The organism is Pseudodesulfovibrio sp. S3 (assembly GCF_004025585.1).
Taxonomy (GTDB): Bacteria; Desulfobacterota; Desulfovibrionia; order Desulfovibrionales; family Desulfovibrionaceae; genus Pseudodesulfovibrio.
In genome coordinates, this window is record NZ_QTZO01000001.1 from 68,017 (window position 1) to 92,520 (window position 24,504).

Here is a 24,504-nt window from a genome sequence, read left to right on the forward strand (position 1 = left end):
ACCGCCCTCAGTCGTGGAAATGGCTGAGGCACTTTCCGTTTCGCCATTGATCGTGGAAATTCTCTGGAATCGGGGGTTGACCGACATCGGAGAAATGGATCGGTTCCTCAGTCCGATGCTCCGGAATATGGCCAATCCAGCGGAGATTCCGGGGTTGACCGAGGCCGCCGAGACCCTGGCTCGGGGTGTGGCCGAAGGGCGAACCCTGGCCGTATGGGGCGACTACGATGTGGACGGCATCACGGCTACGGCCGTGGTCAAGGAGTTCTTTGCCATGCGGGGCATGGATATCATGCACCATCTGCCCAACCGCATGGATGAAGGGTACGGCATGAACATTCCCGGAGTGGAACGGCTCTTTGAGCAGGGCGTGACCATGCTCCTGACCGTGGATTGCGGTATTTCCGACCTCGCGCCGGTGGCCCGTGCCCGAGAACTGGGCATGGTCGTGGTGGTCACGGATCACCATTTGCCCGGCGAGGAGTTGCCCAAGGCCCATGCGGTCTGCGATCCTCGACTGGCCGATGGCGGCCCCTGCGACGACCTGGCCGGAGTGGGGGTGGCCTTCATGCTCATGGTGGCCCTGAACCGGTTGTTGCCCGGCGAGCCTGTGGATGTGCGCTCCCTGCTCGATCTGGTGGCCCTCGGCACCATCGCGGATATCGTCAGCCTGACCGGTCAGAATCGTATTCTGGTCAAGAACGGGCTTCTGGTTATCAAGGAGGCCAAGCGTCCGGGCATGGCCGCTCTGAAGGTGGTCAGCGATTTTGAACGGCAGGCGGATCTGGGAGCTGGACAGATCGGTTTCCACCTTGCACCGCGCATCAATGCCGCCGGGCGCATGGGTGACCCGACCAAGGCGCTGAACCTGCTGTTGGCAAAGGATTTCGATTCGGCCATGCCCATTGCCGAGGAACTGAACGCCATCAATTTGGAGCGCCGACGCCAGGAGCAGGAGATTTCGGATGAGGCCTTTGCACAAGCCGAAACCATGAAACACATGGCCGGGCTGGTACTCCATGCCGATCATTGGCATCCGGGCATCATCGGCATCGTGGCCTCGCGGGTTGTGGAGAAGTACTACCGGCCCACGCTCCTGCTCTGTTCTTCCGAGGTTGGTGAAGGGATACTCAAGGGGTCCGGCCGCAGTATTTCCGAGTTCAACCTTTTCGAAGGGCTCACGGCGGTCAGTTCCGTGCTTGAAGGATTCGGCGGCCATAAGCAGGCAGCCGGGCTTACTCTCAAAAGGGAAAATCTGTCGGCCTTGCGCGAGCGGTTCAACGACCATATCGTGGCAACCCTTGGCCCGGACCCGCTGACGCCCACTCTCAAACTCGATCACGAACTGAGTTTCGCCAATATCAACAACACCCTGCTCAAGGAACTGGAGCTGTTGCAGCCTTTCGGCATGGGCAACCCCGAACCTGTTTTTGCCACAAAGCCGGTGACCGTGGCCGAACACAGTGTTTTTGGACGGGACCGCGAGCATGTCAAACTGGTGCTTGAGGACCAGGAGACCGGGGCCAGACTGCCGGGCAAGGCGTGGCGCATGGGGCACAGTCTGACCCGCGTTGTCCAGGGCAGGACCCTGCGGTTCGCCTTCACCCCGAAGATCGACCGTTTTCGGGGCATTCCCTCCATCGACCTGCGGATACGGGACTGGATGTTCTAGCGCATTTCTTGGGGTGTGGCCTCCGGCGGTTCCTCGCCGGAGAGGCGTCTCCGACGGCCAGAGCACCCTTTGAAAAGGGTTCTCTGGACTCTCCCAAACTTTTTGTCGCGCCTTCGGCAAAATTGCGTATCCGCAACACAACGTTCAACCCCTCGAATACAGGAAATATTCGAGGGGGTTGAGTTTTTTAAGTAACGCCTTGGTCGTGCTTTCTTGACAGTCTGCTAGACGAAGTCCGCAGCGTTGTAGCTCGATCTGACCAGCGGCGCGCTGAACATGTGGCCAATGCCGCGCTTCATCCCTTCCTCCGCGTACCAATCAAACGTTGCCGGTTCCACATACCGCTTCACCATGGGGTGTTGGCGGCTGGGTTGCATGTACTGGCCGATGGTCACGATGTTGCAATCGACCGCGGCCAGATCGTCGAGGGTGACCATGATCTGTTCGTCGGTTTCGCCGAGGCCGACCATGATGCCGGATTTGGTCGGAATCTTCGGGGCGATCCGTTTGGCGTTTGCCAGAAGTTCGAGTGACTGGCGGTAGTCCGCCTGGGGCCGTATGTCGGCGTACAGGACGGGCACGGTCTCCAGGTTGTGGTTGAGCACGTCCGGCCGGGCGTCGAGCACGGTCCTGAGCGCGGCTTCATTGCCCTGGAAATCCGGGATGAGCACTTCAATGGTGCATTCGGGCATTGCGGCGCGCACGGCTCGGATGGTCGCCGCGAAATGGGCGGAGCCTCCGTCCGCAAGATCGTCGCGGGTGACTGAAGTAATGACCACATGCTTGAGCTTCAGGCGTTTGGCGGCTTCGGCCACGCGGCCCGGTTCGGACGGGTCCAGAGGATCGAGATCGCCGGACACGATGTTGCAGAATGCGCAGTTGCGCGTGCAGATGGAGCCCATGATCAGGAACGTGGCCACGTTTTTGGAAAAGCACTCCCATTTGTTGGGGCATTTGGCCGATTGGCAGACCGTGTTCAGGTTCAGGTCGCTTATCAGCCCGGATGTGCAGGCAAAATTTTCGTTATTGGGGAGTTTGATCCGAAGCCAGGGCGGTATCCGCAAAGGCTTTTCGGAAGGCTTTTTCAAAGACATATTTGACTTCCTTCATGTCGATGTCGCGTCCGGTCTCTTTGGACAGGGAGGTGGGAACCGCCCCCTGGATGCCGCACAGGGTGATGGCGTTGAACAGGCTTACGTCGAACCCCACGTTGAGGGCCAGGCCGTGGTAGGTGACCCAGCGGCGCACGCCGATGCCCATTGAGCATATTTTCTTCACTTCGTCCACCCAAACGCCGGGGTGGCCGGGCCGCCGGACCGTGTTCACGCCGAAGTGCGCGCAGGTGCCGATGACCGCCTCTTCCATGTCGTGGAAGAATTTTCTCATGCCGCCGGTCCGTTTTTCCACCTGCCAGATGGGATAGGCCACCATCTGGCCGGGGAAGTGGCAGGTGATGTTGCCGCCGCGTGTGGTCTGGGCCACGGCAATACCCTGCGCGGCCAGCAGGGATGTGTCCATGAGCAGGTTCTCGGCCCCGCCCTGGCGTCCCAGAGTGATGACCTTGGGGTGTTCCAGGAGGAAGACCGTGTTTTCGGCCTGGCCGTTGGTCACGGCAGCCAGGGTCTCCAGTTGCAGGGCTTCGGCTTTTTCGTAGTCGATCAGTCCGAGGTCGATGATTTTCATTTTTTCTTGTCGGCCTTGAACGGCAGGATGACGGCCTTGGATTTGAGGTCGGTTTTTGGGGTCTCCGGCCAGGTGGGAGCAAAGGCCTGGCCCGGGAAAAGGGTCCGGGTTCCCGGTGCGTAGTCGATCAGGGTCAGGCCATGGTCGGAGCAGGCATACTGGCCCCAACTGCCCTGTATCTTGAAGGTTTCGGAAATGGCCCGTACTGCGCCCCAGTCCGCTGCGCCCTTTTGCGAAAGGTAGAGGAAATTGAGGGTCACGTTGTCTTTTTCCAGGCTGGCTTCTTTGGAGATGGACTCCAGCCAGGAAGGCACTCCTTTGGTGGAAAAGTTGAAATGGCACCATGGCGAAGTCTGGCTCAGGGCGGGCATGGGACAGTCGCCGGAGTGGGGGCAGGGCGAAATGGGTTTGAACCCTTTCTGGAGCATCTGTGCGCGCATTTCGGCGATGATGCGTCCGGAGAGGCGCATGCCGGTTTCAACTATGAGCACCCGTCCCGTCTCCTTGGTGGAATTGATCAGGTGGGTGGACAGGACATCCGCCTGACCGCGTGTGGTCCGGCCCGACCAGTCCAGTTCGTTGAAGGCGTTGGCCGCCAGGATCAGGTCAGCCTTGTTGCGCAGATGCTCGGTGAAGCTTCCCTTGACCGTCTTGATGCGCCAGGGGGAATTGTCTCCGGCCATGGCCTTGAAGAGTTTCAGCCCGGTCTGCATGGCCTTGGGCGCAAGGTCCACGCAGGTGAAGTTGAGCTTTCGCTCGCGCAGGTGGGGCCGCGACATCCACAGGGCCAGCACTGCGGTCAGGGAACCTGAGCCGAGATCCGCGACTTCGCCATTCTCGGGGATGTCCAGTTCCAGGCCGGAAAAGAGGCGGGACATGCGGTAGAGATTCCAGGGCAGGAAATAGTGCAGATAGGGCGACAGGTACTTGTCGTCGGTCATGTATTCCTTGCGCCGCTGCATCCGGTCGCTGGTCAGGCCGCGCGACATGTCCCGTATGTCGTATTTTAAATGATCGCGGTGCTTGGCCTTGAGCGGCCAGACGTGTTTGAGCAGACCGCCGAATTCTTCCAGCAGTTTGATGTTGTCCTCGGTGAGGTTGGGGAACAGGCCGTCAATCGACATAGGCAAACCGCATCCTTTGTATGAATTCATTGCCGAAATCGGCATCTCCGGTCAGGTCCAGCCGGGTCATGGTGCGGGACAAACCCTCGGCAAAGGTCCGGGCCGCGGTGTCCGTTACCAGTAGTTCAGTGCCTTTGAGCGAGGTGTTCCCCGCCTTGACCGTTTTGGCCGCACAGCCCGGGGGCAGGAAGCCCAGGGTTTCCAAGTCGGTTGAGCCGACATACTCGCCCAGTGCGCCCGCAATAAATATCTGTTTCAACGTGCCGGGGCCGAAGCCTGCCTTCCGGAGCAGGGCGGACATGGCCAGGTTGAAAGCCGCCTTGACCTTGAGAATCTCTTCCACGTCCGAGGCCGGGAGATGCACCGCGTTGTTGACGAGAAAGGCGGGTTCGCCATTGACCTCCGTTATCCGTTCGGCCAGCCGTGTTGCCAGCGGGGTGGACCCGGTGCCGAAGTGCCCGGTTTCGTCCAGCACGCCGTGGGTGCGCAGGATGGCGGCCAGGGAGAGGTAGCCGGTGCCGGTCATGCCGGATTTCCCGCCCGTGGAGTCGTCGAAATACTTGGCTTGAAGTCCCTTCGGCGTCAAGGTGAATCCGGTGATCGCGCCCGGTCCGGCAGTGCGTCCGAAGGTCAATCCCACGCCTTCCAGGGCCGGTCCCATGGGCACGCTGGCACAGAGCCGCTGCTCGGGGGACAGGGCCAGGATGAATTCTCCGTTGGTGCCGAGATCGGCCAGCAGGAAAGGATATTTCGGTGAGCCGCCGTATTCGAGAAAGGTCAGGCCCGCACTCAGGTCAGCGCCGACAAACGGGGCGAGCAGGGGCGGTATGTAGGCCGGGGGCAGACCCGCGCCGAGTTTTTTTTCGTCACCGCCGGTGTAGGAAAGGGTGTAGGGCGCTGTGGCCAGGTCGTCGGGCTTTTTGCCGAGCAGGATGTAGGTCATGGCCGGATTGCCCGAGACCGCAAGGCCTAGGCACTTCCCGCCCAGGTTGTGGGCGGTGAGTGTGGCCAGTTCCGCGATCCGGTCCGTGACCAGGGCGCGCAGGACGAACCTCCCTTCGGCAGTGGCGGCAGCGGCCAGCCGGGTCATGACCTCGGAGCCCATCCCGGTCTGGGGGTTGAGCTCCCGGCCCGTGACTACGGGTTTGCCGTTTCTGAGCGCGGTCCAGTGGATGGAGGTGGTGCCCAGGTCCACAGCCAGGGTGAAGTCTCCGGAATTCTGAGCCAGGGTGCGCACGGCGCGAGGGCTGCGCACGGGTTCAGGCAGTTCGATTTCACACGGTTTTGACGGGTGCAGGCAGGCCAGCCTCCAGCCGAGCGCCACGGCCTCGTGGCCCAGCTTCCTGACTTCGTCCCGTCCCGGTTCCGGTGTGTCCTTGAGGAAGCGCACACGACACAATCCGCATTTGCCCAGCCCGGAGCAGAGCGCAACCCCGTGCCACAGCCTGGACAGGAAAATGGTCCGGGCCAGGGTGTCGCCCGTCTTCGGTTCCAGGGCGAACCTGCCGCCGTCGTGTGTGTGTATGAGTATGCTCATCGTGTCTCCGTCAATCCGAACAGATTAGCTCATGGACGGACCGCTGTAAATGTCGTTGGGTCGGCTTGGCAACGGCCCGGAGAGTTGCTAGAGAGGCAGTTCCGCAAGGAGTTGTTCATGGCTCGAAATCCGTTTGACATATCGTTTGGGCAACCTTCCGGGAAGCGTGAAGCCTACCGGGCCAGCATTCCCGGTCTGCACGTCAAGGTGGCCGGGCGTCCGGCGGTCTATTCCGCCAGGGACATCAGCCCCAGCGGCGTGGGATTGTCCGGGGCAACGGCCATGCGCGAGGGGGAACGCTTCGAGATCGGCCTGTACTTCAAGGGTGGACAGGTGGCCTTGGGCATCCGGGCCAGGGTGGTCCGGGTCGCGGCCTCTTTTACCGGGCTGGTCTTTGAGGAGATGGACCGCCGGAGTCAGGACGCCGTTCACGGGTTGGTGCTCAAGGAGCAGAAGCGCCAGGCCGAAGAACGGAAACGGGATCGCTTGAAGAAGTCCTAGCAGCGGTTCATGCGCTTGAGGGCGTCGTCCAGGTGTTTGAGCCAGATATTCACCAGCCGGTCGTATTCACCGGCCCCTTTCATCACGGCTTCGCACTCGATTCCGGCCATTTTCAGCCGGGTTTTCCAACTGGTCTCACTGTCGCCCACCATGTCGCGTGCCGCGTGCCAGCCCGCTCCGAACAGGAAAGGCAGCAGGCGGGCCTTCTTGACCCCGTCCTTCTGGAACCGTTCGATAATGGCGTCGATGCCCGGTTCGGCCTCCATGGCTCCCATGTGTACTGACGGGTCACGCCGTTGAAAGGCATGGTGCAGGGCTTCGTAGTAGACGTTGCCGTCGTGTTTGGTGCCGTGGCCCATGAAGAGCACGGCGTCATTTGCGCCCTTGCCTTCTTCCGCTATGGACAAAATAGTGTCGGCCACCGCCTCCACGCCTGTTTCTCCGGCCACCAGAGGGAACCCGACCTCCACCCGGTTGAAGCCGCCATCCTTGAGCATGTGCGCATTGGCCAGGCTGAGCAGTTCGTGAAATTCCGTGCCGGGGATGAGGTGCAGGGACTGGATTACGACGTGGGTGACACCCTCGGAGAGGAGATTGTCCAGGGCCGTCGGGACGGAATCCACTGCTTCGCCCGCGTCCTTCATATGGCCGCGGATGGTCTTGGAGGTGTAGGCCACGCGGATCAGGTGGTCCGGGTACGCTTTCCTGACCCGCTCGGTGATGTGGTCGAGGGAGGCCATGGCGTTTTTATTGCGGGAGCCGAACGCGGCCAGGATAATGGCGGTTTTCATCATGTCTTGTTCTTTTTGACCAGCGCCAGCGAAAAATAGTGCGGCTTTTTGGGTGCGTCCTTGATGTCCATGAGAATGGACTCGTCGTCCATTCCCAGCCGGGAGACCAGCACGGTCTTGTCCGCCAGCCTCAACCGGGTCAGGAGATCCCGGATTTCATCGAAATTCTTGTATGCTTTGAGAATAACTGCGTTGTCGCAGGAGTCAAGCTGTTCCTCCAACCGTGCGATGTCGGCAACTCCCGAGGTGATGAGCAGGGATTCCTTGGATTCGACCAGGACCAGGCCTATCTTGGACGCTGCGGCGTGGAAGGAGGTGATGCCGGGGACGGCCTGAAGGTGCAGGTTCGGATTTACCGAGAGCAAGGTGCGCTGAAGGTAGCCGTATGTGGAATAGGTCAGCGGGTCGCCCAGGGTCAGAAAGGCGGCGTCCATTCCCTTGTCCAGGACTTTGGCAACGATTTCGGCGTTGGCTTTCCAAGCCGTGTCAAGCTCTTGGGCATCCTTTGTCATGGGAAACCCCAATTGGATGACCTGGACGCCCTTTTTCAGATGCGGCCTGGCAATGGCATATGCGGTGGAATAGTCGTTCTTGGTGGAGGCGGCGGCAAAGATCACGTCCACCTCGCCCAGGATGCGGACCGCTTTGAGGGTGAGGAGTTCGGGATCGCCGGGGCCGACTCCTATGCCATAGAGAATGCCTGTTTTTGTCACTGAATGATCTCGTTCTTTTTTTGTCGGTGGCCGACTGTGTCTGTTTTCGAAAAATGCGTCAATACGTGATCACGGATGGAGCAGCTGGTATATGATTTCGATACCTTGCAGCAGGCGCATGGTCGGGCGGGACACCAGGTGCTCGTCCACCAGGAAGACGTTTCCGCTGAGAACCGCCTTGATGCGGGACGATGCCGGGCCGTTCTTGATCTCGGGTATGGAGACCTCGTTCATGGTGCCGTACTGGGCCAGGTAGACATCGATCCGGCTGCCTCTGGCAAGGAGCCGCTCCAGACCGTAGTCCGCTATGTTTGTTCCGTGTCTGGGCCTGGCGTCGTCGGCCACATTGATGCCGCCCGCCTTTTCCAGCACGAACAGCGGCATTGCTCCGGGCGAAAAAGTGGCGAGTTTGGCATGGATGGATTCGAAGAAGACGCCGGGCCGCCGGTCTTCAGTGAGGGAGGCAAGCCGTTGTTCCGTGCGGGAGATTCCTTCCTGAAAGTCCTCTATCATGTATTCGGCCTGCAACTCGCGGCCGGTCAGGTGGCCCAGGGTGCGCCAATAATCGTACATCTGTTCCACCGAGTCCGGTTGCAGCGAGACCACGGTAATTCCGCGTTTTTCCAAAGCGGCCCAGAGTCCGGGATATCCCCGGCGCAGCATGGGGCGGATGAGGATCAGGTCCGGTTCGGCTGCCAGGAATTTTTCCACGCCGTCGCGGGCGTTGAATGCGGGTTTTTCCATGACGGCCATGGGATAGTCTTCGCTGGTGGAGACGCCGACGATCTCTTCGTTCAGCCCGAGGCTGAAGAGGTTCTCGGTATGAGCGCCGTACAGGGAGATGATTCGGGTAAACGGGGCCTTGACTTCGATGGTCCGGCCGGAATGGTCTGTCAGGGTCTGGGAGTTGGCCGGGGAGTGCAGCAAGAGCGTGAAGAAGAGGGTGAACAAAAGCCGTTTCAAAATGATTTCCTTAAATATAAGCGATGTATGGGCCGCTGGTGGTGTTCAGGATATGGACGTGCACGCCGAAAACCGCGTGGATGTTGTCCGGTGTGAGTGTGTGGGCAACGTTGCCATAGGCGTGAACGCGGCCTTTGTCCAGCAGGAACACCCGGTCGCAGAACCTGGCGGCCAGGTTGAGGTCGTGCAGGATGGTGATGACGGTTCGGTTTTTTGTCTTTGCCAACCGCTGGAGTTCGGTCATGGCTGCCATGGTGTGGCGGATGTCCATGGACGACGTCGGCTCGTCCAGCAGCAGGACGGGTGTATCCTGTGCCAGCCCGCGCGCCACGGCAGTGCGTTGTTGTTCGCCGCCGGACAGATCGGCCAGGATGCGGCCGCGCAACGGGTCGAGGTCCATGGCGGCAAGGCTTTCCTCGACGGTGACCAGATCTTGGGCCGTGGGGCGGCTGAACCTGGGTATGTGGGGATGGCGGCCCATGAGCACGGTCTCGAATACGGTGAAGGGAAAGTTGAGGTCGGCCTGCTGGGGGACCAGGGCGCATAGCCTGGCAAGGGCCGCGGCGGAAAAGCCGCTTACGGGCCTGTCTCCCATGGTCGCCCGTCCGGCGGATGGACGGAGGTGCCCGGCAAGGACCGAAAGCAGGGTTGATTTGCCGCTGCCGTTGGGGCCGAGGATGCCGTGCAGTCTGCCCGGCTCAAAGGCGATGTCCAGGCCGTTCAGGACGGGCGTTTCGGCATAGGCAAAGTGCAGGCCTTGCAGGGAACAGGAGAGGCTATCCACGATACAGTCTCCTGCTGCGGCTGAAAATCCAGCAGAATATCGGACCGCCGATGAGGGCGGTCAGCACGCCGATGGGCACCTCGTGGGGCAGCACGGCCCGGGTCAGGGTGTCGGCAATCAGGAGCAGGAGCGCCCCGCCCAGCCCCGAGGCAGGCAGGAGCCAGCGGTTGTCCGGGCCCACGATCATGCGCATGAGGTGGGGGACGATCAGCCCCACAAAGCCGATGATTCCGCTGACGGCAACGCAGACCGCGCTGATCAGGGAGGCCGTGATCAGCAGCAGGAGACGCACGCGGGCCGTGTCCACGCCAAGGCTCCGGGCCGGACGGGCACCCAGGCTCATGATGTTCAGGTCTCGTCCGAAGAAAAGGCATACGGTGAAGCCGAGCAGGGCGACCGTGCCGGTGAGGGCAACGTCGGTCCAGGTGCGGCTCACAAAGCTGCCCATGAGCCAGAAAACGATGACCGAGACGCGCTCGTCCGCCAGATATTTGATGAAACTCAGGCCCGCCGACAGGATGGCGGAGACGATGACGCCCGCCAGGATCAGGTTGGCAGGGGCCAGTTCACCGTCGCGCCCGGCCATGGCCATGACCGCGAACAGGGTGGCCGCCGCCCCCAGAAAGGCCATGAGGAAGAGCGTGGCCGGTCCGAATACGGTCAGGCCCAGCAACAGGGTCAGCGCCGCGCCAAAGGCTGCACCCGAAGATACGCCCAGGGTGAACGGGTCGGCCAGGGGATTGAGGAGCAGCCCCTGGAAAACCACGCCCGCCACGGCCAGGCCGAATCCTACGGACAGGCTGGTCAGGATGCGGGGCAGCCTGACCTCGAAGATGACGCTGGATTTCAGTGTGGGCATTGTGTCCGCCGCCCCCCGCAGCCCGTCCAGCAGCCATGTGAGAATCTCGGCTGGTGAAACGGCTATGAAGCCCATGCCGCAGGCAATGATCGTCAGCCCTGCCGCGATGGCGGCAAGGAGCAACAGGATCAGTCCCTTGCGGGTGGCTTGGCGGGGAACGGCGTTCATGTCTTGCCTAGGGAAGCAGGTGGGTCTGCGCACGGGCGTCTTTCACGTGATCGACGTAGATATCCGCCCATGTGTCCACCATGCCCAGACCGCGCAATTCGGTTTTCACATCGAATCCGGCCTTGGTCAGCATGGGCTTCCAGGCGTCGTCCTCGTCACCGGCCATATCGTTTGAGGCGTGGTCACCGGCAACGATCATGAACGGCTTGAGCAGGATGTGCTTCTTGCCGGAGGCCTTGAGATTGACCAGCAGTTCGTCAAAACCGGGGAATCCCTCCACACAGCCCACGAAGACAGGATAGCTGAAATGCTGCTGCATGGCGTGCTGGAACTCGGAGTATATGCCCGTGGAGAAATAGTCGTTTCCATGGCCCATGTAGACCAGGGCTGCATCCATTTTTTTCGCTTCTTCCACGTCGTTCTTCATGGCCTTTGCTCCCACCTCAATGTCTTCGACGTAGGGATGGACATTTCCGGGCATGCCCAACGCCGGGCGACCGAGTCGAAGGCTTGCGAAGGGCAGGGATTTCGTTTTCACGGTGCGGATGGAACGCAGGCCGATCAGGGTGTTCTTGAGGTCCTCGAATTCTTCTCCGGCAAAGACGTGCAGGGATTGTACGGTGACGTCCTTGTAGCCCTGGTCGCTCAGGTCGGCCAGGGTGGCCAGAGGACTTTTCACGTACAGGACATCTTCAGGTACATCGGGATTGGCCTCTTTCCAAGCAGCGTCGCCCTGTCGTTCCTGCCAGATGGACCGGATGATGCTTGAAGTGAAGGCCAGCTTCACCGGCACTTTGGGGTTGGCCGCCTGGACCCTGTCCCGGATGTGCAGGATGGATTTGAGCGCTTCCGGGTAGGAAGTGCCGAAGGCGGCCAGGACGATGGCCTCTTTGGCCGGACCTTCGTCGCCGTGTCCGGCATGTGCCGGGATGGTCAGAAACAGGAGCAGGAGCAGAGGCAGAAAAATGGCGTGTGTTCTTTGAAGCATTGTTCCTCCGATACGGAGGGGCTGATTAAGGAAAATGAATATCCCCTTCCTCGACGAATTCTGAGGAAGGGGAACCGTTTTTTCCCTTCAAATCCATGGCGGCAAGCCCTCGTACCACCGTGGCAAGTCCGATATCGTTTCAGGCAGGTCTTCCGGCTGGTCCCTCCTGCCCTCGCCTTCCCGGTTTTATCCAGTGGCATTGTGAGAACAGTTCGTCAGGACGTCACGGCGGCGGGTCCGCTCCCGATTCACACGGGATTCCCTATTGAGTCAAAACACCTGAAGGGCGAAAATTAGGCCGGTTACAGCGACTATGTCAAGGAAGACTCTGCGTTCCTGGCTATGCGTTCCTGGAATTGCTGGATCATTTCCTCGGCGTTGATGACCAGGGCGTCGGATTCGCCCATCATGCCGTACCCGAGGATGGGGATGTGGAAGATTTCCTCCACGGGAACGGTGAAGCCGGTGATGACCACCTGCTGTTGCCTGAGGACTTCGTCTACCAGGATGGCGCCCTTGTAGTCTCCCACACGGACCACAATGGCCTGGGCCATTTCGATGTTGTTGATTTCCGGGGTCAGTTCGAGAAGGTCGGCCAATCGGAGCAGGGAGTGTATTTCGCCACGCACGTCCACGGTTTCCCGTCCGTCGGGAAGCTGCACCACGTCCTGAAGGCGCGGCATGTAGATCTCTACCACGTCCCGGCTGGGCATGATGAACGTGTCGCCGCCCACCTTGCAGACCAGGGCGTCCACGATGCCTTCGTTGGCCGAGCGGTCCAGGGGAATGGTGATGGTGAAGGCCGCACCATGGCCCAGCGTGCTTTCTATTTCCACGTCACCGTCCAGAGTGACCTTGATCGCATTGACTACTGCATCCATGCCCACGCCTCGACCGGATACGTCGGTGATTGTTTCGGCGGTGGAGAATCCGCTTTGGAGCACGAATTGAAGTATTTCCTGCTTGTTGTATTCCTTGTCCGCGTCCGCCAGTCCCTTTTCGAGAGCCTTGGACAGAATCCGGTCCGGGTCCAGGCCCCGGCCGTCGTCCTTGACCTGGATAAAGGCACTGTCGCCTTTACGCCAAGCGGACAAGGTGACAACACCCGCTTCCGATTTCCCTGCGGCCTTTCGGCCCTCGGGATCTTCCAGGCCGTGATCCACAGCGTTTCTGAGCAGGTGAACAAGGGGTTCGTTGAGGCTTTCCACAATGGTCTTGTCCAGGGCCAAATCGTCGCCTCTGACATCGAATTCAAGCTTCTTGCCTATTTTCTGGCTCAGGCTCTTCACCAATCGGTGCATGGGCGTGAAAATCTGTTTGAGCGGCACCAGACGGATGGCGTTTACTTCCTTCTGGAGTTTGCTGATGACATTATCCAGTTCGCGGAGGCTTGAGGCCACCTGGCTCATGTTGGTGGCACCGCCCTGGGCAATGACGGCATAGGTGACCATGAGTTTGCCCACCAGCTCGATGACCCGATCCAGGCGGTCCGTACCAACGCGGATGGATGAGATGGCCTGTGCCGAAGGTTTGGCTGCGGCCTTTTCCGGCTCGGCAGACTTCTCTTCTTCTAGCGCTGCCTTTGTCTCGGTCGGCGTGTCGTCTTCGGCTGTTGACGGTTCTTCAAAGGCCTTGGCAGCCTCTTCTTCGGACTCTTCAACCACTGCAGCGGCTTTTGGCCTGTTCGTGCCAATTCTAGCCAGGGCTTCCGCGCTTCCACCGAGCAGGCCGCCCAGGGCAAAGAAGAATTTTTTCTGGGCCTCACAGATGCCGAGCATGGCGGAAATGATGTCGTTGTTGACCGGCGTGATGCCGTCCTTGAACATGTCCAGAAGGGCGATGACACCTGCGGATGAGAGCTGCATACAGGACAATCCGAGTGCATCTACGACCGTTTCGGCCCCCTGGCCGGTGGCGTCTACTTCGAGGATCTGTTTTTCAATGTCCTCAATGCACTGAATGATACTGTCTTGCATGCGCTTTCCTTATTGTCTCGAAAAATAGGTTTCTTGGTCTGCATAGACGGAGATGGTCTTGTCGAATCCCCAGGCGTAAAGCGTCTGTTTGACGTCTGCCGACAGTGTGCAGGCCGCGATCTTGAACGTGGAGCCCATGCTTGCGATGGCACCCCAGGCACCGGACCCCAACGTGAGCACCTGTGCCAAATCCAGGAGAATGGAGTCGCCCGGTTCGACGCCCAGAATGGCGGAAATAATCGGTTTGAAATGGCCTTCCTGATGAACGCGGGGATCCTTGACTCGTATGACGGTCACTCCGTCCCGAATCTCCACGTCCACGCCCGCTCCCATTGCTACGGCCTCTACCTGACCGCCGCTGGAGGCCTCGGTGATGAGACTCAGTACTTCTTCCTGTTCCTCTGTGTCGAGATTGCCTTCACGCAGTTGTTCAAGAACCTGGAAAATCATGTTCACGCCACGGGAGAGCAGGGTGATGTTCATGTCGGTGGATTCCACCTCCCCTCCCTGTACCTTTTTCAGGAAATCCTCAATCTTGTGCGTGAAATGGGAGGCTTCTTCAAATCCTGTCATGAAACCGGTCACACCTTTGATGGTGTGCAGCGGGCGAGCCAGAATCTCGATGCCTTCACTTCGGTCATCGCCTTCCAGCATCTCGAGTCCTTCCATGACCTGAGGGTAGTACTTGTCATTGACTTCGGAGAAGAACTCCTCAACCATCGGGTCTTCGCTCATGAAATATCCTTGGCTACTTGTTCAAGAGTCCGAGTTTTTCGAGTTCATTGTAGAGTTTGTCCTTGGCCACTGGTTTGACTATGTAAGCCGAAGCCTCTCCATCGTAGAAAGTTTTTATTACTGTTTGCGGATCATCCAGGGCTGTGGTCATGATTATCTTCACCCTGGGGCGGTATTTGTTTTCCGTTTCAATGGCCCTGATTTTCTGCAGAGCCTCAATACCATCTACCTCCGGCATCATTATGTCCATGAGGATGAGGTCGTATGGTCTTTTTTCCGCATGGCTCAACTTGAATGCTTCAACGGCCTCCCGTCCGTTGACGACAATATCAACTTCGAAGAGAGTCATCAGGAAAGACCGTAAAACTTTTCGACTGAGAAATTCGTCTTCGACTATGAGTGCACGCATTCTTATCTCCGCTGCTTGGCGTGATGTTATGTATCCAATGTCCTTTTCCTACGAAAAAGAAAAAAATGTCAATATGATGATATTATTTTATTCCTGAAAATAATGGCACATTATGAAAAAAGAGGTGTTTCCGAAAGCGGTCTTCGGGGTTGCAAAACGTTTGCATAATGGATACCAACCCCGCTATGTCACGCGATATCACCGAGAAAAGAAAGAAAAGAATCGATCAGGTCCTGGCCCACAGGCAAAAGGATTTGACCCTTGTCATGGACAATATATGGGATCCGCATAACGTGTCGGCAGTTCTGCGAAGCTGTGACGCGTTCGGAGTGTCTGGTGTGAATCTGTACTACACCACCGCACAGTGGCCCGATCTGGGAAAGAAGAGTTCCGGGTCGGCCAAGAAATGGATCGAGCTTTCTCGACATATCGATGCTGCTGATATGGTCGGCGGGTTGCGCCAAAAAGGTATGCAGATATTGCGGACCGGCTTTTCCGAAACGGCCCGGCCGGTCATGGATTTCGATTTTACCCTGCCCACGGCGATCATTCTGAGTAATGAGCATCGGGGAACAGCTCCGGAACTGGCCGAGCTTGTACCGGACGAGATATACATCCCGATGCAGGGCATGGTACAGAGTCTCAATGTGTCGGTAGCTGCGGCCATTATACTATACCAGGCCTTCACGCAGCGTCATGCTGCCGGTATGTACGCTGTGCCCTCTTTTACGGATGAAGAACTGGAAATACGCAAAACCGAATGGTATGCGAGGTAAGGAGGCTTTCATGCAAGATTTGCTCAAGGCTCTGCGCTCCGGCGGCATTGTCATATATCCTACGGAAACCTTGTACGCCGTGGGGTGCGATGCAACCAGCGAGGAGGCCTGCCTCAGGATCGGAAAGGTGAAGGGGCGCCCGGATGAATGTCCGCTGCCGCTGATCATCGGCGGGATGGATATGCTTGGTCTGGTCACGGCCGAGCAGCCGAAATCCCTGATCTCCCTGGCAAAGGCTTTCTGGCCCGGCCCGTTGTCCATTCTCGTCAAGGCGCTTCCCGAATTGCCTGGCTGTCTTTCCGACGAGCAAGGGTATACCTCTGTACGCTGGAGCGGTCATCCCTTTGCCTCCGAGTTGTCCCGAAGGCTGAAGAAGCCCATCGTAGCTACCAGTGCCAATATTTCCGGCAAGCCCCCAGTGGCCCTGCCGGAGGACATTGCTCCCGATCTGCTCGAAATGGTGGATGCCGCCTACATGGATCCGCCATGGCCGCGAGGGCACAAGCCGTCCACAGTGGTCCGCATTTTGGGGTCCGACAAATTGGAGATCCTCCGCGAGGGCGAGGTGTCCATCAAGAAATTGTGTGACAAGGGCTTTTCTGTGGCAGTGAAAGGTCTCTAACTATCAGTTTTACGGCCATGGGAACTATGGCCGTAAAAAAACTTGAACCCGGATACACCAGGAATGGGGCTTTACGGGCGGAAAGTAAAAAATCTTGTACCCCTTTGGGGCGCAGGATTTTTTTTGTGTCGAAGGGTTGTTTATTTAACTATCTGATTTAATTGGAGATGTGTGAAAAATAGTTTTATCTTTCGTGTTTGGCACGGAGGTTGCTGTATACAATTTATCTTCTTCCTTTTTTTTGCACACGAGAAATACAAGGCTTCACCGGATGGTCCGATGAAGCCTTTCTCGTATGGTCTGTTGTGAATAATTATTGTATATAAATTCAAATGGTTGAAAATTTCCCGATGATTTTTCTTTGCTTCTCGCCTGTGCTTTTTCGGTGTGAACGCATGGTTACTCTCCGCTGGGCCGGGGTAAAAAAAGTGGAATGTCACCTGATCTCGTTTGACTTGGAGGGCGTGTTTGTGGAGAGTTCCGTCATACACGTAAACGGAGAATCTGATGATGAAAGTACGGCCTTGCCCCCATTGCGGAGAGGAAATAGAAGTCTATCGCAACCCGACCCCCACGGTGGATGTGGTCATTCTCATGCCCTGTCCTGAAGGAGAGGGGGTGGTGCTCATCGAGCGCGCAAATCCGCCTTTGGGATGGGCATTGCCCGGCGGTTTCGTTGACTACGGTGAAAGTTGCGAGCAGGCGGCTGTCAGGGAGATGAAGGAGGAAACCGGCTTGGACGTGGTTTTGACCGGCTTGCTCGGCGTGTATTCCAACCCGGAGCGCGACCCCAGGCAGCATACCATGAGCGTGGTCTATGCGGGCATCCCCAGGGATCCGGCTGCATTGGCTGCTGGAGACGATGCGGCCGGAGTCGGTGTTTTTCCCTTGGGCAAGTGGCCCGAACTGGTTTTCGACCATGCCGTCATATTGGCGGATTTTCTGGCTCATCATGTCGAAGGGAAGGGGTGAGCACATTGACTTGCAACCGGAGCGGGCGTATTTTCATTCGAGTGATTTGTTCTTCCAACATATTTATATTCAAGGTGAAATGTTGATGCGATCCCTGTGTGTTACCCTTGGCGATCCCTGCGGACTCGGCCCGGAACTGGTGGTCCGTCATTTTCTCGATGCCCCGCCTGTGACCGACAAACTGTTGCTGATCGGTCCGGCGCCATCGCTGGACAGGGAGCTTGCGCGTTGTGATGCCCCCAGATTTTTTCATGTGATCGATTCTCTTGAAGACTTCGGGCAGCAAGGGGCGGGCGTGTTCCTGTTCGAACCCGATGCGTTGGCAGGGATGGATTTTGTGCCGGGCGCACCGGCCGTCGAAGGGGGGCTGGCCGCTGGAGTCAGTCTGGATGCAGCCATAGAGGCACTGCAATCCGGTATGGCCGAGGGGCTGCTCACCTGTCCGCTGAACAAGGCCATGCTCCATGCCGCCGGGTTCGATTTTCCGGGGCATACCGAATTTCTGGCGGAAAAACTCGGTGTGGGCGCGGACCGGGTCTGTATGCATCTGTGCGGTCATGACCCTGAGGACACATCCCCCAAACTGCGGGTCAGTCTGGTCACCACCCATCCCCGACTGCGGGATGTCCCTGAATTGATAACGCAGGAACGGGTACTGCACTGTCTGCGGCTGACCGCAGCCTTCGTCCGCACCCTCGGACTGGAGGGGCCGGTGGGCGTGTGCGGTCTCAACCCCCATGCAGGGGAGTCCGGCAGGATCGGTGACGAGGAGATTCTGACCATCATTCCGGCCCTGGAGCAGGCTGCTGCCGAAGGGCTTCAGGCTGTGGGGCCTATTCCGGGAGACACCATTTTCCATTTTGCGGCCAAGGGTGAATATCCGGCAGTGTTGGCCATGTATCATGACCAGGGGCTGGCTCCGCTCAAGCTGCTGCATTTCAGTCAGGCCGTGAACGTAACCCTGGGGTTGCCGTACCCGCGAACATCGCCCGACCATGGCACCGGGTATGACCTGGTGGGAACGGGCAAGGCGTCAATTCAGAGTTTTCAAGCCGCTCTGGATATGCTGTTCAGACTGGTCGGCGAAGCGAGGTAGGTCTCATGTCAAAGCGGTATGTTCTGCTTGATCGTGACGGAACGATCATTGTCGACAAGCATTATCTGCATGACCCCGAGGGGGTGGAGCTGCTGCCCATGGCCGCAGAGGGCCTCAGGCGGATGCAGGGCCTGGGGTTCGGCCTGGCCGTATTGACCAATCAGAGCGGAATCGGGCGCGGCTATTATGATGAATCAGCAGTGCAGGCCTGCAACGACCGCATGGTGGAACTGCTTCAGGCGGAAGGTGTGACCATTGACGGCATCTTTTTTTGTCCCCATGCACCCGAGGCCGGATGTAGCTGCCGCAAGCCCTTGACCGGGTTGATGGATCTGGCTGCCGAGGAATTGAGTTTCAGCCCAGCCCAGGGTTTCATGATCGGTGACAAATCTGCGGATATGGGCGTGGGCAAGGCCTCCGGGGCCACGACCATCCTGGTGCGGACCGGCAATGGGGCGGCGCAGGAGACGGTGTGCAGCGGGATCGCCGATTATGTGGCGGACGACCTGTTCGGCGCGGCCCTGTGTATCGAGAGCCTGTTGTAGTTCGAAAAAAAAGGAACCCCGAACGGAGTCCCTTTTCCAAGAAGGCATGTTGTTGTTTGGCTATTCAGCCATTTTTTTCTGGGCGAATTTGAGCATCTTGATTGCTTCGGCAAAGGCAGGATTGATTTCCACTGCGTTCTGGGCGGAAGTGGCCATTTTTGCCCATTTCCGCCAATCGAAATAGAGCCGACCCATGTTGTAGTGGAGGTATTCGTCGGTCGAAGTCAGCGTCAGGGCCTTGAGATAGTACTTCTCGGCTGTTTCGAAGTCCTGCATCTTGCGCAGGACCATGCCGATGCGGTTGTACAGGTGGATGGCGTTGGGATCGTCCTTGAGGGCGTCCTCCAACATGCTGTAGGCTTCCTTGTACTGGCCTGCATTGAGATAGCGGTCCGCGATGTCGGCCTTGAGATCCGTGTCGCCGCCGAAGTCGCTGACAAGTTTATTGAATATCGTCTTGGCCTGGTCCCATTCCCCGGCGTCCAGGTGCTTCTGCCCCTGTTCCAGAGCGGCCTTTTTCTGTGCCTGGATGGCCTCCAGGTCTCCCTGCACCTCTTCGTTCAGGGCCTTTTGCAGTTCCTGGAGCAGTTCGCGCATGGCGTCGAGCAGTTCACGCTCCTGTCCAGGCTCGTAACTGATGACCAAGGGGTAGATCTTGCGCAATTCCTTGTCCGAGTTGAGGGCATAGGTGACTTTTTTCAGTATGTCCTCGAACTCCTCGCGCTCGTTCTTCATGACCTGGTTTTTGAGAAAGAGAATGAGGCCGTCGTGAATTCCCTGAACGGCGGGCATGTACTTGCCCTTCTTCAGAAGGGTAGGCACGGAGTTCAGTTTCTTGCGGGATTTTATCAGATCGGTGGACATGCTGTATTCCTGTCTGTGGTTCGTCCGTCGGGTTACAACCCAGTACTTTTCTGAACCATATCACGAAAACGCGCAAAGAAATAGCGGCTATCGTGAGGTCCTGGTCCCGCTTCCGGATGGTGCTGTATGGCCAGGATGGGCTTTTCTTTGTGCCGGAATCCTTCCAATGTGTCGTCATTGAGATTCCGGTGGGTGGTTTCCAGGAAATCCAGGCCTTCGATATCAACGCAGAAACCGTGGTTCTGTGAGGAAATCTCGATCTTTTCCGTATGCAGGTCCATGACCGGATGGTTGCATCCGTGGTGGCCGAACTTGAGCTTGTAGGTCCTGCCTCCCATGGCCAGACCGAGAATCTGGTGGCCCAGGCAGATGCCCGCGACGGGGTAGTCTTTGCAGAGGTCCCTGGCTGCATCCACAGCCGTGGTCACGGCAGCGGGGTCGCCGGGGCCGTTGGACAGGAATACGGCATCGGGACCCAGTTCGCGCACTTGCGCAGCGGTGAAGTGGGAGGGGAGCACGAGCATGTCAAAACCCTGGGCTGCCATGAGGCGCAGGATGTTCCACTTGATGCCGAAGTCGTACACGGCCAGTTTCGGGCCCTTGCCCGACCATGCGAAATCCTTCAAGTCGTCTATGAAGACCGGTTTTTTTCCGTCCCAGGTGTACGGTTTGTCGCAGGAAACGCGGTCGGCCAGGTTCAGTCCCTCCATCTTTTCGATGGATTGGGCCCTTTTTACCAATTCCGCCGGGTCCACGTCGCCCGTGGCCATGAAACCGCGCTGGGCACCGTTGATGCGCAGGTGGCGGGTCAGGGCGCGGGTGTCTATGCCCTCGATGCCCATGACGCCCACTTCGGTCAGATAATCTGGCAGGGACATGGTGGACCGCCAGTTGCTCGGCTGCTTGCAACATTCCTTGACAATGAAGCCGCCCACCTGGACCTTGTGGGATTCAACGTCCTCGGGGTTGATGCCGTAATTGCCTATGAGCGGGTATGTCATGGTGACCATCTGCCCGGTGTAGGACGGGTCTGTCAGGATTTCCTGATACCCGGTCATGCCGGTGTTGAAAATGACTTCGCCGGAGGCCTCGCCCTGGCCGGTGAAGCTTGTTCCCTTGAAAATCGTGCCGTCTTCGAGGGCAAGAATCGCTTTCATGAATTGTTCTCCAGAATGGTCTTCACTTTTTCGAGATCTTCGGGCCTGTCCACGCCGTGGCAGACATGCTGTGTCTCGGTCACATAAATATCGATACCGTCTTCAAGCAGTCGGAGTTGTTCCAGTTTTTCCCTCTTTTCCAGTGGGCTCGGCGGGAGTTGGCCGAATCGCTCAAGGGCTTCCATGCGAAAGGCGTACAGTCCGATGTGGAGCAGGAAGCCATGCACCTTTTCATCTCGGTCATGGGGCACCAGTGCTCGCGAAAAGTACAATGCGCGTCCGTCCTTGGCCCGGACCACCTTGACCCTGTCCGGCGACAGTGCGTCAGCTTCGCCTATGGCAGTGGCCAACGTGGTTACCCGAACCCTGCTGTCGGAAAAGGGGGCCAATAGCTCGGTGAGCATCTCCTGTTCCAGGCACGGTTCGTCTCCCTGGATGTTAACCACGACGGCGTCGGAGTCAATGGAGAGAATTCGCGCCGCTTCGAGTACCCTGTCTGTGCCGCTGGAGTGGTCGGATCGGGTCATGACCGCGGGAACGTCGAGCTTCTCAGCGGCGTCGAATATCCGTTGGTCGTCGGTGGCCAGGGTGACGCTGGTCATCTGCGGGCATTGTGCGGCTCGGGAATAGACGTGCCAAAACATGGGCCTGCCGTTGATCTCGACCAGTGGCTTGCCCGGAAACCGGGAGGATTCATACCTCGCGGGGATTATGCCGTGACATTCGGGGAATTCGCTCATTTCGTATCGGGTGCGTTATTAGTCTTTATTCAGGAAATCGGCAACCTGTTTGCATACCGCTTCCGTGCCGCCCCGGCGGTCCCTGATGTATTGGTTTGCCTTGGCTGCCACAGCCTTTCTGGAAGGGGTGTCTGTCAGGATTTTATCAAGTGATTTCAAAGCATCCTGCCAGTCTGCAGCTTCAATGGCCAGGCCGGAGTCGATGATCTCGCGGCCCACCCAGTTGAAATTCTTCCAGTGGGGACCGGTTACGGGGGTGACTCCGCAGGTCAGCGGCTCAAGGAAATTCTGTCCGCCAAGGGGCGCCAGGCTGCCGCCCACAAAGGCCGCCTTGGCCAGTCCGTATGCCGGGACCAGTTCACCGAAGGAGTCCCAGAGAATGACGGTGCCGGGAGCGGCCTGTCCTTTGAGTTGTGAGCGGAGTGTCCATTTCAGTCCGACGGCATCCATGCTTTTGCGCCAGATCTCAAGGTGGTGCATGTGGCGCGGGAACAGGCCGAGTATGGTTCCGGGCCGTTTGGACATGAGTCCGGCGGCAAGCCGTGCCACCTCGGAATGCTCCTGTCTGCGCACCGAACCGAGGATGACGAAATCCTCTTTGGGGCCGATAAGTTCCCTGAGGGGATTGTCCTTGCGGGCCACGGGACCGGCGTCGCCCATGCGGTCGAATTTGATGTTGGGCATGGTCCACACCCGATCGCGGCCGAACAGGGTGCCGAAACGCTGCCCGTCGGTTTCCGATACGGCCATGATGCGGTCCGGGGCCAGGGCGCGGAATAAACCCGGCCAGGTCAGGTATCCGGCCAGGCTCTTGGTGGTCATGCGTCCGTTGGCAAGCAGGACGGGTACGTCGTGCCGTTTGCACGCGCGCAGGAAACCGGGCCAGATTTCGGTTTCCAGAATCAACGCCAGCTTCGGTTGCACCCGGCTAACCAGCTTTTGCATCATCTTGGGTGCATCAAAGGGGAAATACCACGGCTGAACCGCCAGTCCGGCCTTCTGTCCGTTGATGTCTTCCGCAGCCCTGATCAGGGTTTGATATCCCTGCAAGGTGTTGGTGGTGACCAGGACGCGCAGGCTTTCCGGGAACGGGGATTCGAGACGTTTGAGCACCTCCCAGGCCAGGTAGGCCTCGCCGCCGCTGGCGGCTTGTATCCAGAGGTGGGCCGGAGCCGGCAATCCTTCGGACAAGGTGCGCTGATTCCAGCCTTCCTTGAGACGGGGGTTGAGTTTCAGGAGCGGCAGAATTCCCTTCCAGCCCAATCCATAGGCCGCGAGAGCCATGTCGACTGCGGTCTTGCCCATTTATGCGTGCCTCGCTTCCAGTCCGAGGCGGACAAGCTCTGCGATGAGATCGTTGAAGGAGAGTCCCAGGTTGGCGGCGGCTCTGGGCAGCAGGCTGGTGGGCGTCATGCCGGGCAGCGTGTTCACTTCGAGAAGATAGGCTTCGCCTTCTGCCGTGACCATGAAATCGCCCCGGCTGTACCCGGTCAGGCCCAGTGCCTTGTGGGCCGTGACCATCTGTGCCTGGATGGACCGGGTCAGTGCGTCGTCAATCGGGGCAGGGCAGACTTCCTCGGCCCCGTCGATCGCGTACTTGTTTTCGTAGTCGAAGAACTCCGCACCAGGCTTGGGGGTGATCATGATCAGGGGAAGGGGTTTGTCCCCGAGGATGCCGCAGGTCAGTTCCACGCCCGGGATGAATGTTTCCACCAGAGCGGATTGGCACAGGTCAAAGACCTTTTTCAAAGCCGCAGGAAAATCTTCGGCCTTTTTGACCAGGGACATGCCAAGGGAAGACCCGCCCTTGTTGGGTTTGACGAATACCGGCAAGGGGAGTTCGAGTTCTGCATTCGTTCCCTGGGTGGGGGTGATGAACTGCCAGTCCGGGGTCCTGATGCCCTTGTCCTCGAAAACCAGTTTGGAGGCCGCCTTGTTCAGGGCCAGATAGGAGGCTGCCGGTCCGGCTCCCTGATATGGGCAATCCGCCTGGTCCAGAACCGCCTGAATCAGGCCGTCCTCGCCGGGAGTGCCGTGCAGGTTGATAAAGGCGAAATCGGCATTTCTGGCCGTGTCGAGCAGATTCTTGAAATCCTTGGCCGGGTCAAAAAAGGTGATGTCGTGCCCCAGTTCTTCCAGGGCGGAACGGATCTTCCGGGCTCCGGACAGGGATACTTCCCGTTCATTAGACCAGCCGCCCGCTATCAAAATCACATGCATTGAGGTCCACCTCGAGTGTGTCGCATAAGAGTTTTTCCAGATCGATGGCCTGATTTTCAGTGACCTTGATGCGGTCCTGAAGATTCAGGGGAATACCGTACCGCTTGATCAGGTCGCGGAAGCGGTCCTTGATGGTTACCAGGTCGCTGTGGTTGACCCGCTTGTCGGCATAGATCACTGCCAGAGGTGTGAAATAGCGTTCAAGGTCCAGGGCGAAAGGCCAGTATACGTGATGCGTGACGCCCGAAGCTATGATGGGGTTGCCCGTCAGTTCCGCTGTCCATGCTCCGCCCAGTTGGCTGTGGTTGCCCCCGTGGCGGATGCAGTAGGTTTTGGCGATATCGTGAAGCAGTGCCGAGGCGCGAACGGTCGGGACATCCACCCTCAAGCCCACCGTCTTGGCCCGTCTGGCCAGGAAGGTGGCTACGTCCGCCACCAGATGGCTGTGCGCGGCCACGTTGTCCAATATGTCGAATCGTTCCCAGTACTCGGCGCACCGGGCATCGTCAGGCACCGGCAGGCCCGGATCGAAATGCATGCCCGGAGGAGTTGGAAGCGTTGAGCCTTTTGGGCTGGCGGCTTTATATGAGTTAGTATTCACTGGCATCG

Annotated in this window: 26 protein-coding genes and 1 riboswitch; of the genes, 7 read left to right on the top strand and 19 right to left on the bottom strand. The window is 58.6% G+C overall.

The features are described from left to right. The first annotated feature begins 19 nt into the window (after nt 1-19). Nucleotides 20-1,672 (top strand): single-stranded-DNA-specific exonuclease RecJ, encoded by a 1,653-nt coding sequence (gene recJ / locus DWB63_RS00335; RefSeq protein ID WP_241648513.1) that lies wholly within the window; start codon nt 20-22, stop codon nt 1,670-1,672. Nucleotides 1,673-1,896: 224 nt separating this feature from the next. Here recJ and lipA read toward each other — a convergent pair whose 3' ends face one another. Genes lipA through DWB63_RS00355 form a run of 4 tightly spaced genes read right to left on the bottom strand, consistent with a single transcriptional unit; the run spans nt 1,897 to nt 6,016 of the window. Continuing rightward, the gene (lipA, locus tag DWB63_RS00340; protein ID WP_128326814.1) at nt 1,897-2,766 is read right to left on the bottom strand and encodes a lipoyl synthase; all 870 of its coding nucleotides are present in this window, start codon (nt 2,764-2,766) and stop codon (nt 1,897-1,899) included. Next, complete coding sequence (gene lipB / locus DWB63_RS00345) at nt 2,696-3,355, bottom strand: lipoyl(octanoyl) transferase LipB (RefSeq protein ID WP_241648514.1); 660 nt, start codon at nt 3,353-3,355, stop codon at nt 2,696-2,698. The genes lipA and lipB overlap by 71 nt, the downstream gene beginning before the upstream one ends. After that, nucleotides 3,352-4,479 (bottom strand): small ribosomal subunit Rsm22 family protein, encoded by a 1,128-nt coding sequence (locus tag DWB63_RS17455; protein ID WP_241648515.1) that lies wholly within the window; start codon nt 4,477-4,479, stop codon nt 3,352-3,354. Before DWB63_RS17455 ends, lipB begins: the two co-directional genes overlap by 4 nt. After that, nucleotides 4,469-6,016, bottom strand: coding sequence for an ASKHA domain-containing protein (locus DWB63_RS00355; RefSeq protein ID WP_128326817.1), 1,548 nt, complete (start codon nt 6,014-6,016; stop codon nt 4,469-4,471). Before DWB63_RS00355 ends, DWB63_RS17455 begins: the two co-directional genes overlap by 11 nt. Nucleotides 6,017-6,133: 117 nt before the next feature. Between DWB63_RS00355 and DWB63_RS00360 the strand changes: the two genes are divergently transcribed. Further along, nucleotides 6,134-6,517, top strand: coding sequence for a PilZ domain-containing protein (locus DWB63_RS00360; protein ID WP_128326818.1), 384 nt, complete (start codon nt 6,134-6,136; stop codon nt 6,515-6,517). Here DWB63_RS00360 and DWB63_RS00365 read toward each other — a convergent pair. From DWB63_RS00365 to DWB63_RS00405, 9 genes are all read right to left on the bottom strand, one after another. Next, nucleotides 6,514-7,311, bottom strand: a complete 798-nt coding sequence (locus DWB63_RS00365) for a sirohydrochlorin cobaltochelatase (RefSeq protein ID WP_241648516.1) — start codon at nt 7,309-7,311, stop codon at nt 6,514-6,516. The two genes, DWB63_RS00360 and DWB63_RS00365, sit on opposite strands and share 4 nt — an antisense overlap. Next, nucleotides 7,308-8,021 (bottom strand): precorrin-2 C(20)-methyltransferase, encoded by a 714-nt coding sequence (cobI, locus tag DWB63_RS00370; protein WP_128326819.1) that lies wholly within the window; start codon nt 8,019-8,021, stop codon nt 7,308-7,310. Before cobI ends, DWB63_RS00365 begins: the two co-directional genes overlap by 4 nt. Nucleotides 8,022-8,090: 69 nt before the next feature. Continuing rightward, complete coding sequence (locus DWB63_RS00375) at nt 8,091-8,984, bottom strand: ABC transporter substrate-binding protein (RefSeq protein WP_128326820.1); 894 nt, start codon at nt 8,982-8,984, stop codon at nt 8,091-8,093. A gap of 10 nt (nt 8,985-8,994) precedes the next feature. Next, nucleotides 8,995-9,768, bottom strand: a complete 774-nt coding sequence (locus DWB63_RS00380) for an ABC transporter ATP-binding protein (RefSeq protein WP_128326821.1) — start codon at nt 9,766-9,768, stop codon at nt 8,995-8,997. Next, nucleotides 9,761-10,795 carry an iron ABC transporter permease gene (locus DWB63_RS00385; RefSeq protein WP_128326822.1) on the bottom strand — a complete coding sequence of 345 codons (1,035 nt, stop codon included), beginning with the start codon at nt 10,793-10,795 and terminating at the stop codon, nt 9,761-9,763. The genes DWB63_RS00380 and DWB63_RS00385 overlap by 8 nt, the downstream gene beginning before the upstream one ends. A gap of 7 nt (nt 10,796-10,802) precedes the next feature. Then, nucleotides 10,803-11,783, bottom strand: coding sequence for a sirohydrochlorin cobaltochelatase (locus DWB63_RS00390; protein WP_128326823.1), 981 nt, complete (start codon nt 11,781-11,783; stop codon nt 10,803-10,805). Nucleotides 11,784-11,907: 124 nt separating this feature from the next. Then, nucleotides 11,908-12,081: riboswitch (cobalamin riboswitch) on the bottom strand. A gap of 13 nt (nt 12,082-12,094) precedes the next feature. Then, nucleotides 12,095-13,759, bottom strand: a complete 1,665-nt coding sequence (locus tag DWB63_RS00395) for an ATP-binding protein (protein WP_128326824.1) — start codon at nt 13,757-13,759, stop codon at nt 12,095-12,097. A 9-nt stretch (nt 13,760-13,768) separates the two neighbouring features. After that, complete coding sequence (locus tag DWB63_RS00400) at nt 13,769-14,494, bottom strand: Hpt domain-containing protein (protein WP_128326825.1); 726 nt, start codon at nt 14,492-14,494, stop codon at nt 13,769-13,771. 13 nt (nt 14,495-14,507) lie between these two features. Then, nucleotides 14,508-14,903, bottom strand: a complete 396-nt coding sequence (locus DWB63_RS00405) for a response regulator (protein ID WP_128326826.1) — start codon at nt 14,901-14,903, stop codon at nt 14,508-14,510. 185 nt (nt 14,904-15,088) lie between these two features. On the opposite strand from DWB63_RS00405, the gene DWB63_RS00410 reads away from it, so the two are divergent. The 5 genes from DWB63_RS00410 (at nt 15,089) to DWB63_RS00430 (ending at nt 18,914) form a co-directional block, all read left to right on the top strand. Next, a complete protein-coding gene (locus DWB63_RS00410; RefSeq protein ID WP_128326827.1) occupies nt 15,089-15,679 on the top strand; it encodes an RNA methyltransferase in 591 nt (196 codons plus the stop codon). Between the two features lie 10 nt (nt 15,680-15,689). Then, complete coding sequence (locus DWB63_RS00415) at nt 15,690-16,301, top strand: L-threonylcarbamoyladenylate synthase (protein WP_128326828.1); 612 nt, start codon at nt 15,690-15,692, stop codon at nt 16,299-16,301. 507 nt (nt 16,302-16,808) lie between these two features. After that, nucleotides 16,809-17,273: an NUDIX hydrolase gene (locus DWB63_RS00420; RefSeq protein WP_128326829.1), complete on the top strand. Its 465-nt coding sequence runs from the start codon at nt 16,809-16,811 to the stop codon at nt 17,271-17,273. A gap of 85 nt (nt 17,274-17,358) precedes the next feature. After that, nucleotides 17,359-18,369, top strand: a complete 1,011-nt coding sequence (pdxA, locus tag DWB63_RS00425; RefSeq protein WP_128326830.1) for a 4-hydroxythreonine-4-phosphate dehydrogenase PdxA — start codon at nt 17,359-17,361, stop codon at nt 18,367-18,369. A 5-nt stretch (nt 18,370-18,374) separates the two neighbouring features. Further along, nucleotides 18,375-18,914: an HAD family hydrolase gene (locus DWB63_RS00430; protein WP_128326831.1), complete on the top strand. Its 540-nt coding sequence runs from the start codon at nt 18,375-18,377 to the stop codon at nt 18,912-18,914. A 60-nt stretch (nt 18,915-18,974) separates the two neighbouring features. Here the strand turns inward: DWB63_RS00430 and DWB63_RS00435 are convergent, their stop codons facing one another. Genes DWB63_RS00435 through DWB63_RS00460 form a run of 6 tightly spaced genes read right to left on the bottom strand, consistent with a single transcriptional unit; the run spans nt 18,975 to nt 24,433 of the window. Continuing rightward, nucleotides 18,975-19,778, bottom strand: a complete 804-nt coding sequence (locus tag DWB63_RS00435) for a tetratricopeptide repeat protein (RefSeq protein WP_128326832.1) — start codon at nt 19,776-19,778, stop codon at nt 18,975-18,977. A 32-nt stretch (nt 19,779-19,810) separates the two neighbouring features. Continuing rightward, nucleotides 19,811-20,935, bottom strand: a complete 1,125-nt coding sequence (gene carA / locus DWB63_RS00440) for a glutamine-hydrolyzing carbamoyl-phosphate synthase small subunit (RefSeq protein WP_128326833.1) — start codon at nt 20,933-20,935, stop codon at nt 19,811-19,813. Then, nucleotides 20,932-21,675: a 3-deoxy-manno-octulosonate cytidylyltransferase gene (kdsB, locus tag DWB63_RS00445; protein WP_128326834.1), complete on the bottom strand. Its 744-nt coding sequence runs from the start codon at nt 21,673-21,675 to the stop codon at nt 20,932-20,934. Before kdsB ends, carA begins: the two co-directional genes overlap by 4 nt. A gap of 18 nt (nt 21,676-21,693) precedes the next feature. Next, complete coding sequence (locus DWB63_RS00450; RefSeq protein ID WP_128326835.1) at nt 21,694-22,980, bottom strand: glycosyltransferase N-terminal domain-containing protein; 1,287 nt, start codon at nt 22,978-22,980, stop codon at nt 21,694-21,696. After that, nucleotides 22,981-23,895: a D-alanine--D-alanine ligase gene (locus DWB63_RS00455; protein WP_128326836.1), complete on the bottom strand. Its 915-nt coding sequence runs from the start codon at nt 23,893-23,895 to the stop codon at nt 22,981-22,983. Next, complete coding sequence (locus DWB63_RS00460) at nt 23,861-24,433, bottom strand: HD domain-containing protein (RefSeq protein WP_128326837.1); 573 nt, start codon at nt 24,431-24,433, stop codon at nt 23,861-23,863. Before DWB63_RS00460 ends, DWB63_RS00455 begins: the two co-directional genes overlap by 35 nt. Nucleotides 24,434-24,504 lie beyond the last annotated feature (71 nt).

Bases quoted from the DNA above. Each gene is read 5' to 3' on its own strand.
- recJ (WP_241648513.1), top strand. From the start codon at position 20: ATGGCTGAGGCACTTTCCGTTTCGCCATTGATCGTGGAAATTCTCTGG.
- lipA (WP_128326814.1), bottom strand. From the start codon at position 2,766: ATGTCTTTGAAAAAGCCTTCCGAAAAGCCTTTGCGGATACCGCCCTGG.
- lipB (WP_241648514.1), bottom strand. From the start codon at position 3,355: ATGAAAATCATCGACCTCGGACTGATCGACTACGAAAAAGCCGAAGCC.
- DWB63_RS17455 (WP_241648515.1), bottom strand. From the start codon at position 4,479: ATGTCGATTGACGGCCTGTTCCCCAACCTCACCGAGGACAACATCAAA.
- DWB63_RS00355 (WP_128326817.1), bottom strand. From the start codon at position 6,016: ATGAGCATACTCATACACACACACGACGGCGGCAGGTTCGCCCTGGAA.
- DWB63_RS00360 (WP_128326818.1), top strand. From the start codon at position 6,134: ATGGCTCGAAATCCGTTTGACATATCGTTTGGGCAACCTTCCGGGAAG.
- DWB63_RS00365 (WP_241648516.1), bottom strand. From the start codon at position 7,311: ATGATGAAAACCGCCATTATCCTGGCCGCGTTCGGCTCCCGCAATAAA.
- DWB63_RS00385 (WP_128326822.1), bottom strand. From the start codon at position 10,795: ATGAACGCCGTTCCCCGCCAAGCCACCCGCAAGGGACTGATCCTGTTG.
- DWB63_RS00390 (WP_128326823.1), bottom strand. From the start codon at position 11,783: ATGCTTCAAAGAACACACGCCATTTTTCTGCCTCTGCTCCTGCTCCTG.
- DWB63_RS00395 (WP_128326824.1), bottom strand. From the start codon at position 13,759: ATGCAAGACAGTATCATTCAGTGCATTGAGGACATTGAAAAACAGATC.
- DWB63_RS00400 (WP_128326825.1), bottom strand. From the start codon at position 14,494: ATGAGCGAAGACCCGATGGTTGAGGAGTTCTTCTCCGAAGTCAATGAC.
- DWB63_RS00405 (WP_128326826.1), bottom strand. From the start codon at position 14,903: ATGCGTGCACTCATAGTCGAAGACGAATTTCTCAGTCGAAAAGTTTTA.
- DWB63_RS00410 (WP_128326827.1), top strand. From the start codon at position 15,089: ATGTCACGCGATATCACCGAGAAAAGAAAGAAAAGAATCGATCAGGTC.
- DWB63_RS00415 (WP_128326828.1), top strand. From the start codon at position 15,690: ATGCAAGATTTGCTCAAGGCTCTGCGCTCCGGCGGCATTGTCATATAT.
- DWB63_RS00420 (WP_128326829.1), top strand. From the start codon at position 16,809: ATGATGAAAGTACGGCCTTGCCCCCATTGCGGAGAGGAAATAGAAGTC.
- pdxA (WP_128326830.1), top strand. From the start codon at position 17,359: ATGCGATCCCTGTGTGTTACCCTTGGCGATCCCTGCGGACTCGGCCCG.
- DWB63_RS00430 (WP_128326831.1), top strand. From the start codon at position 18,375: ATGTCAAAGCGGTATGTTCTGCTTGATCGTGACGGAACGATCATTGTC.
- DWB63_RS00435 (WP_128326832.1), bottom strand. From the start codon at position 19,778: ATGTCCACCGATCTGATAAAATCCCGCAAGAAACTGAACTCCGTGCCT.
- carA (WP_128326833.1), bottom strand. From the start codon at position 20,935: ATGAAAGCGATTCTTGCCCTCGAAGACGGCACGATTTTCAAGGGAACA.
- kdsB (WP_128326834.1), bottom strand. From the start codon at position 21,675: ATGAGCGAATTCCCCGAATGTCACGGCATAATCCCCGCGAGGTATGAA.
- DWB63_RS00450 (WP_128326835.1), bottom strand. From the start codon at position 22,980: ATGGGCAAGACCGCAGTCGACATGGCTCTCGCGGCCTATGGATTGGGC.
- DWB63_RS00455 (WP_128326836.1), bottom strand. From the start codon at position 23,895: ATGCATGTGATTTTGATAGCGGGCGGCTGGTCTAATGAACGGGAAGTA.
- DWB63_RS00460 (WP_128326837.1), bottom strand. From the start codon at position 24,433: ATGCATTTCGATCCGGGCCTGCCGGTGCCTGACGATGCCCGGTGCGCC.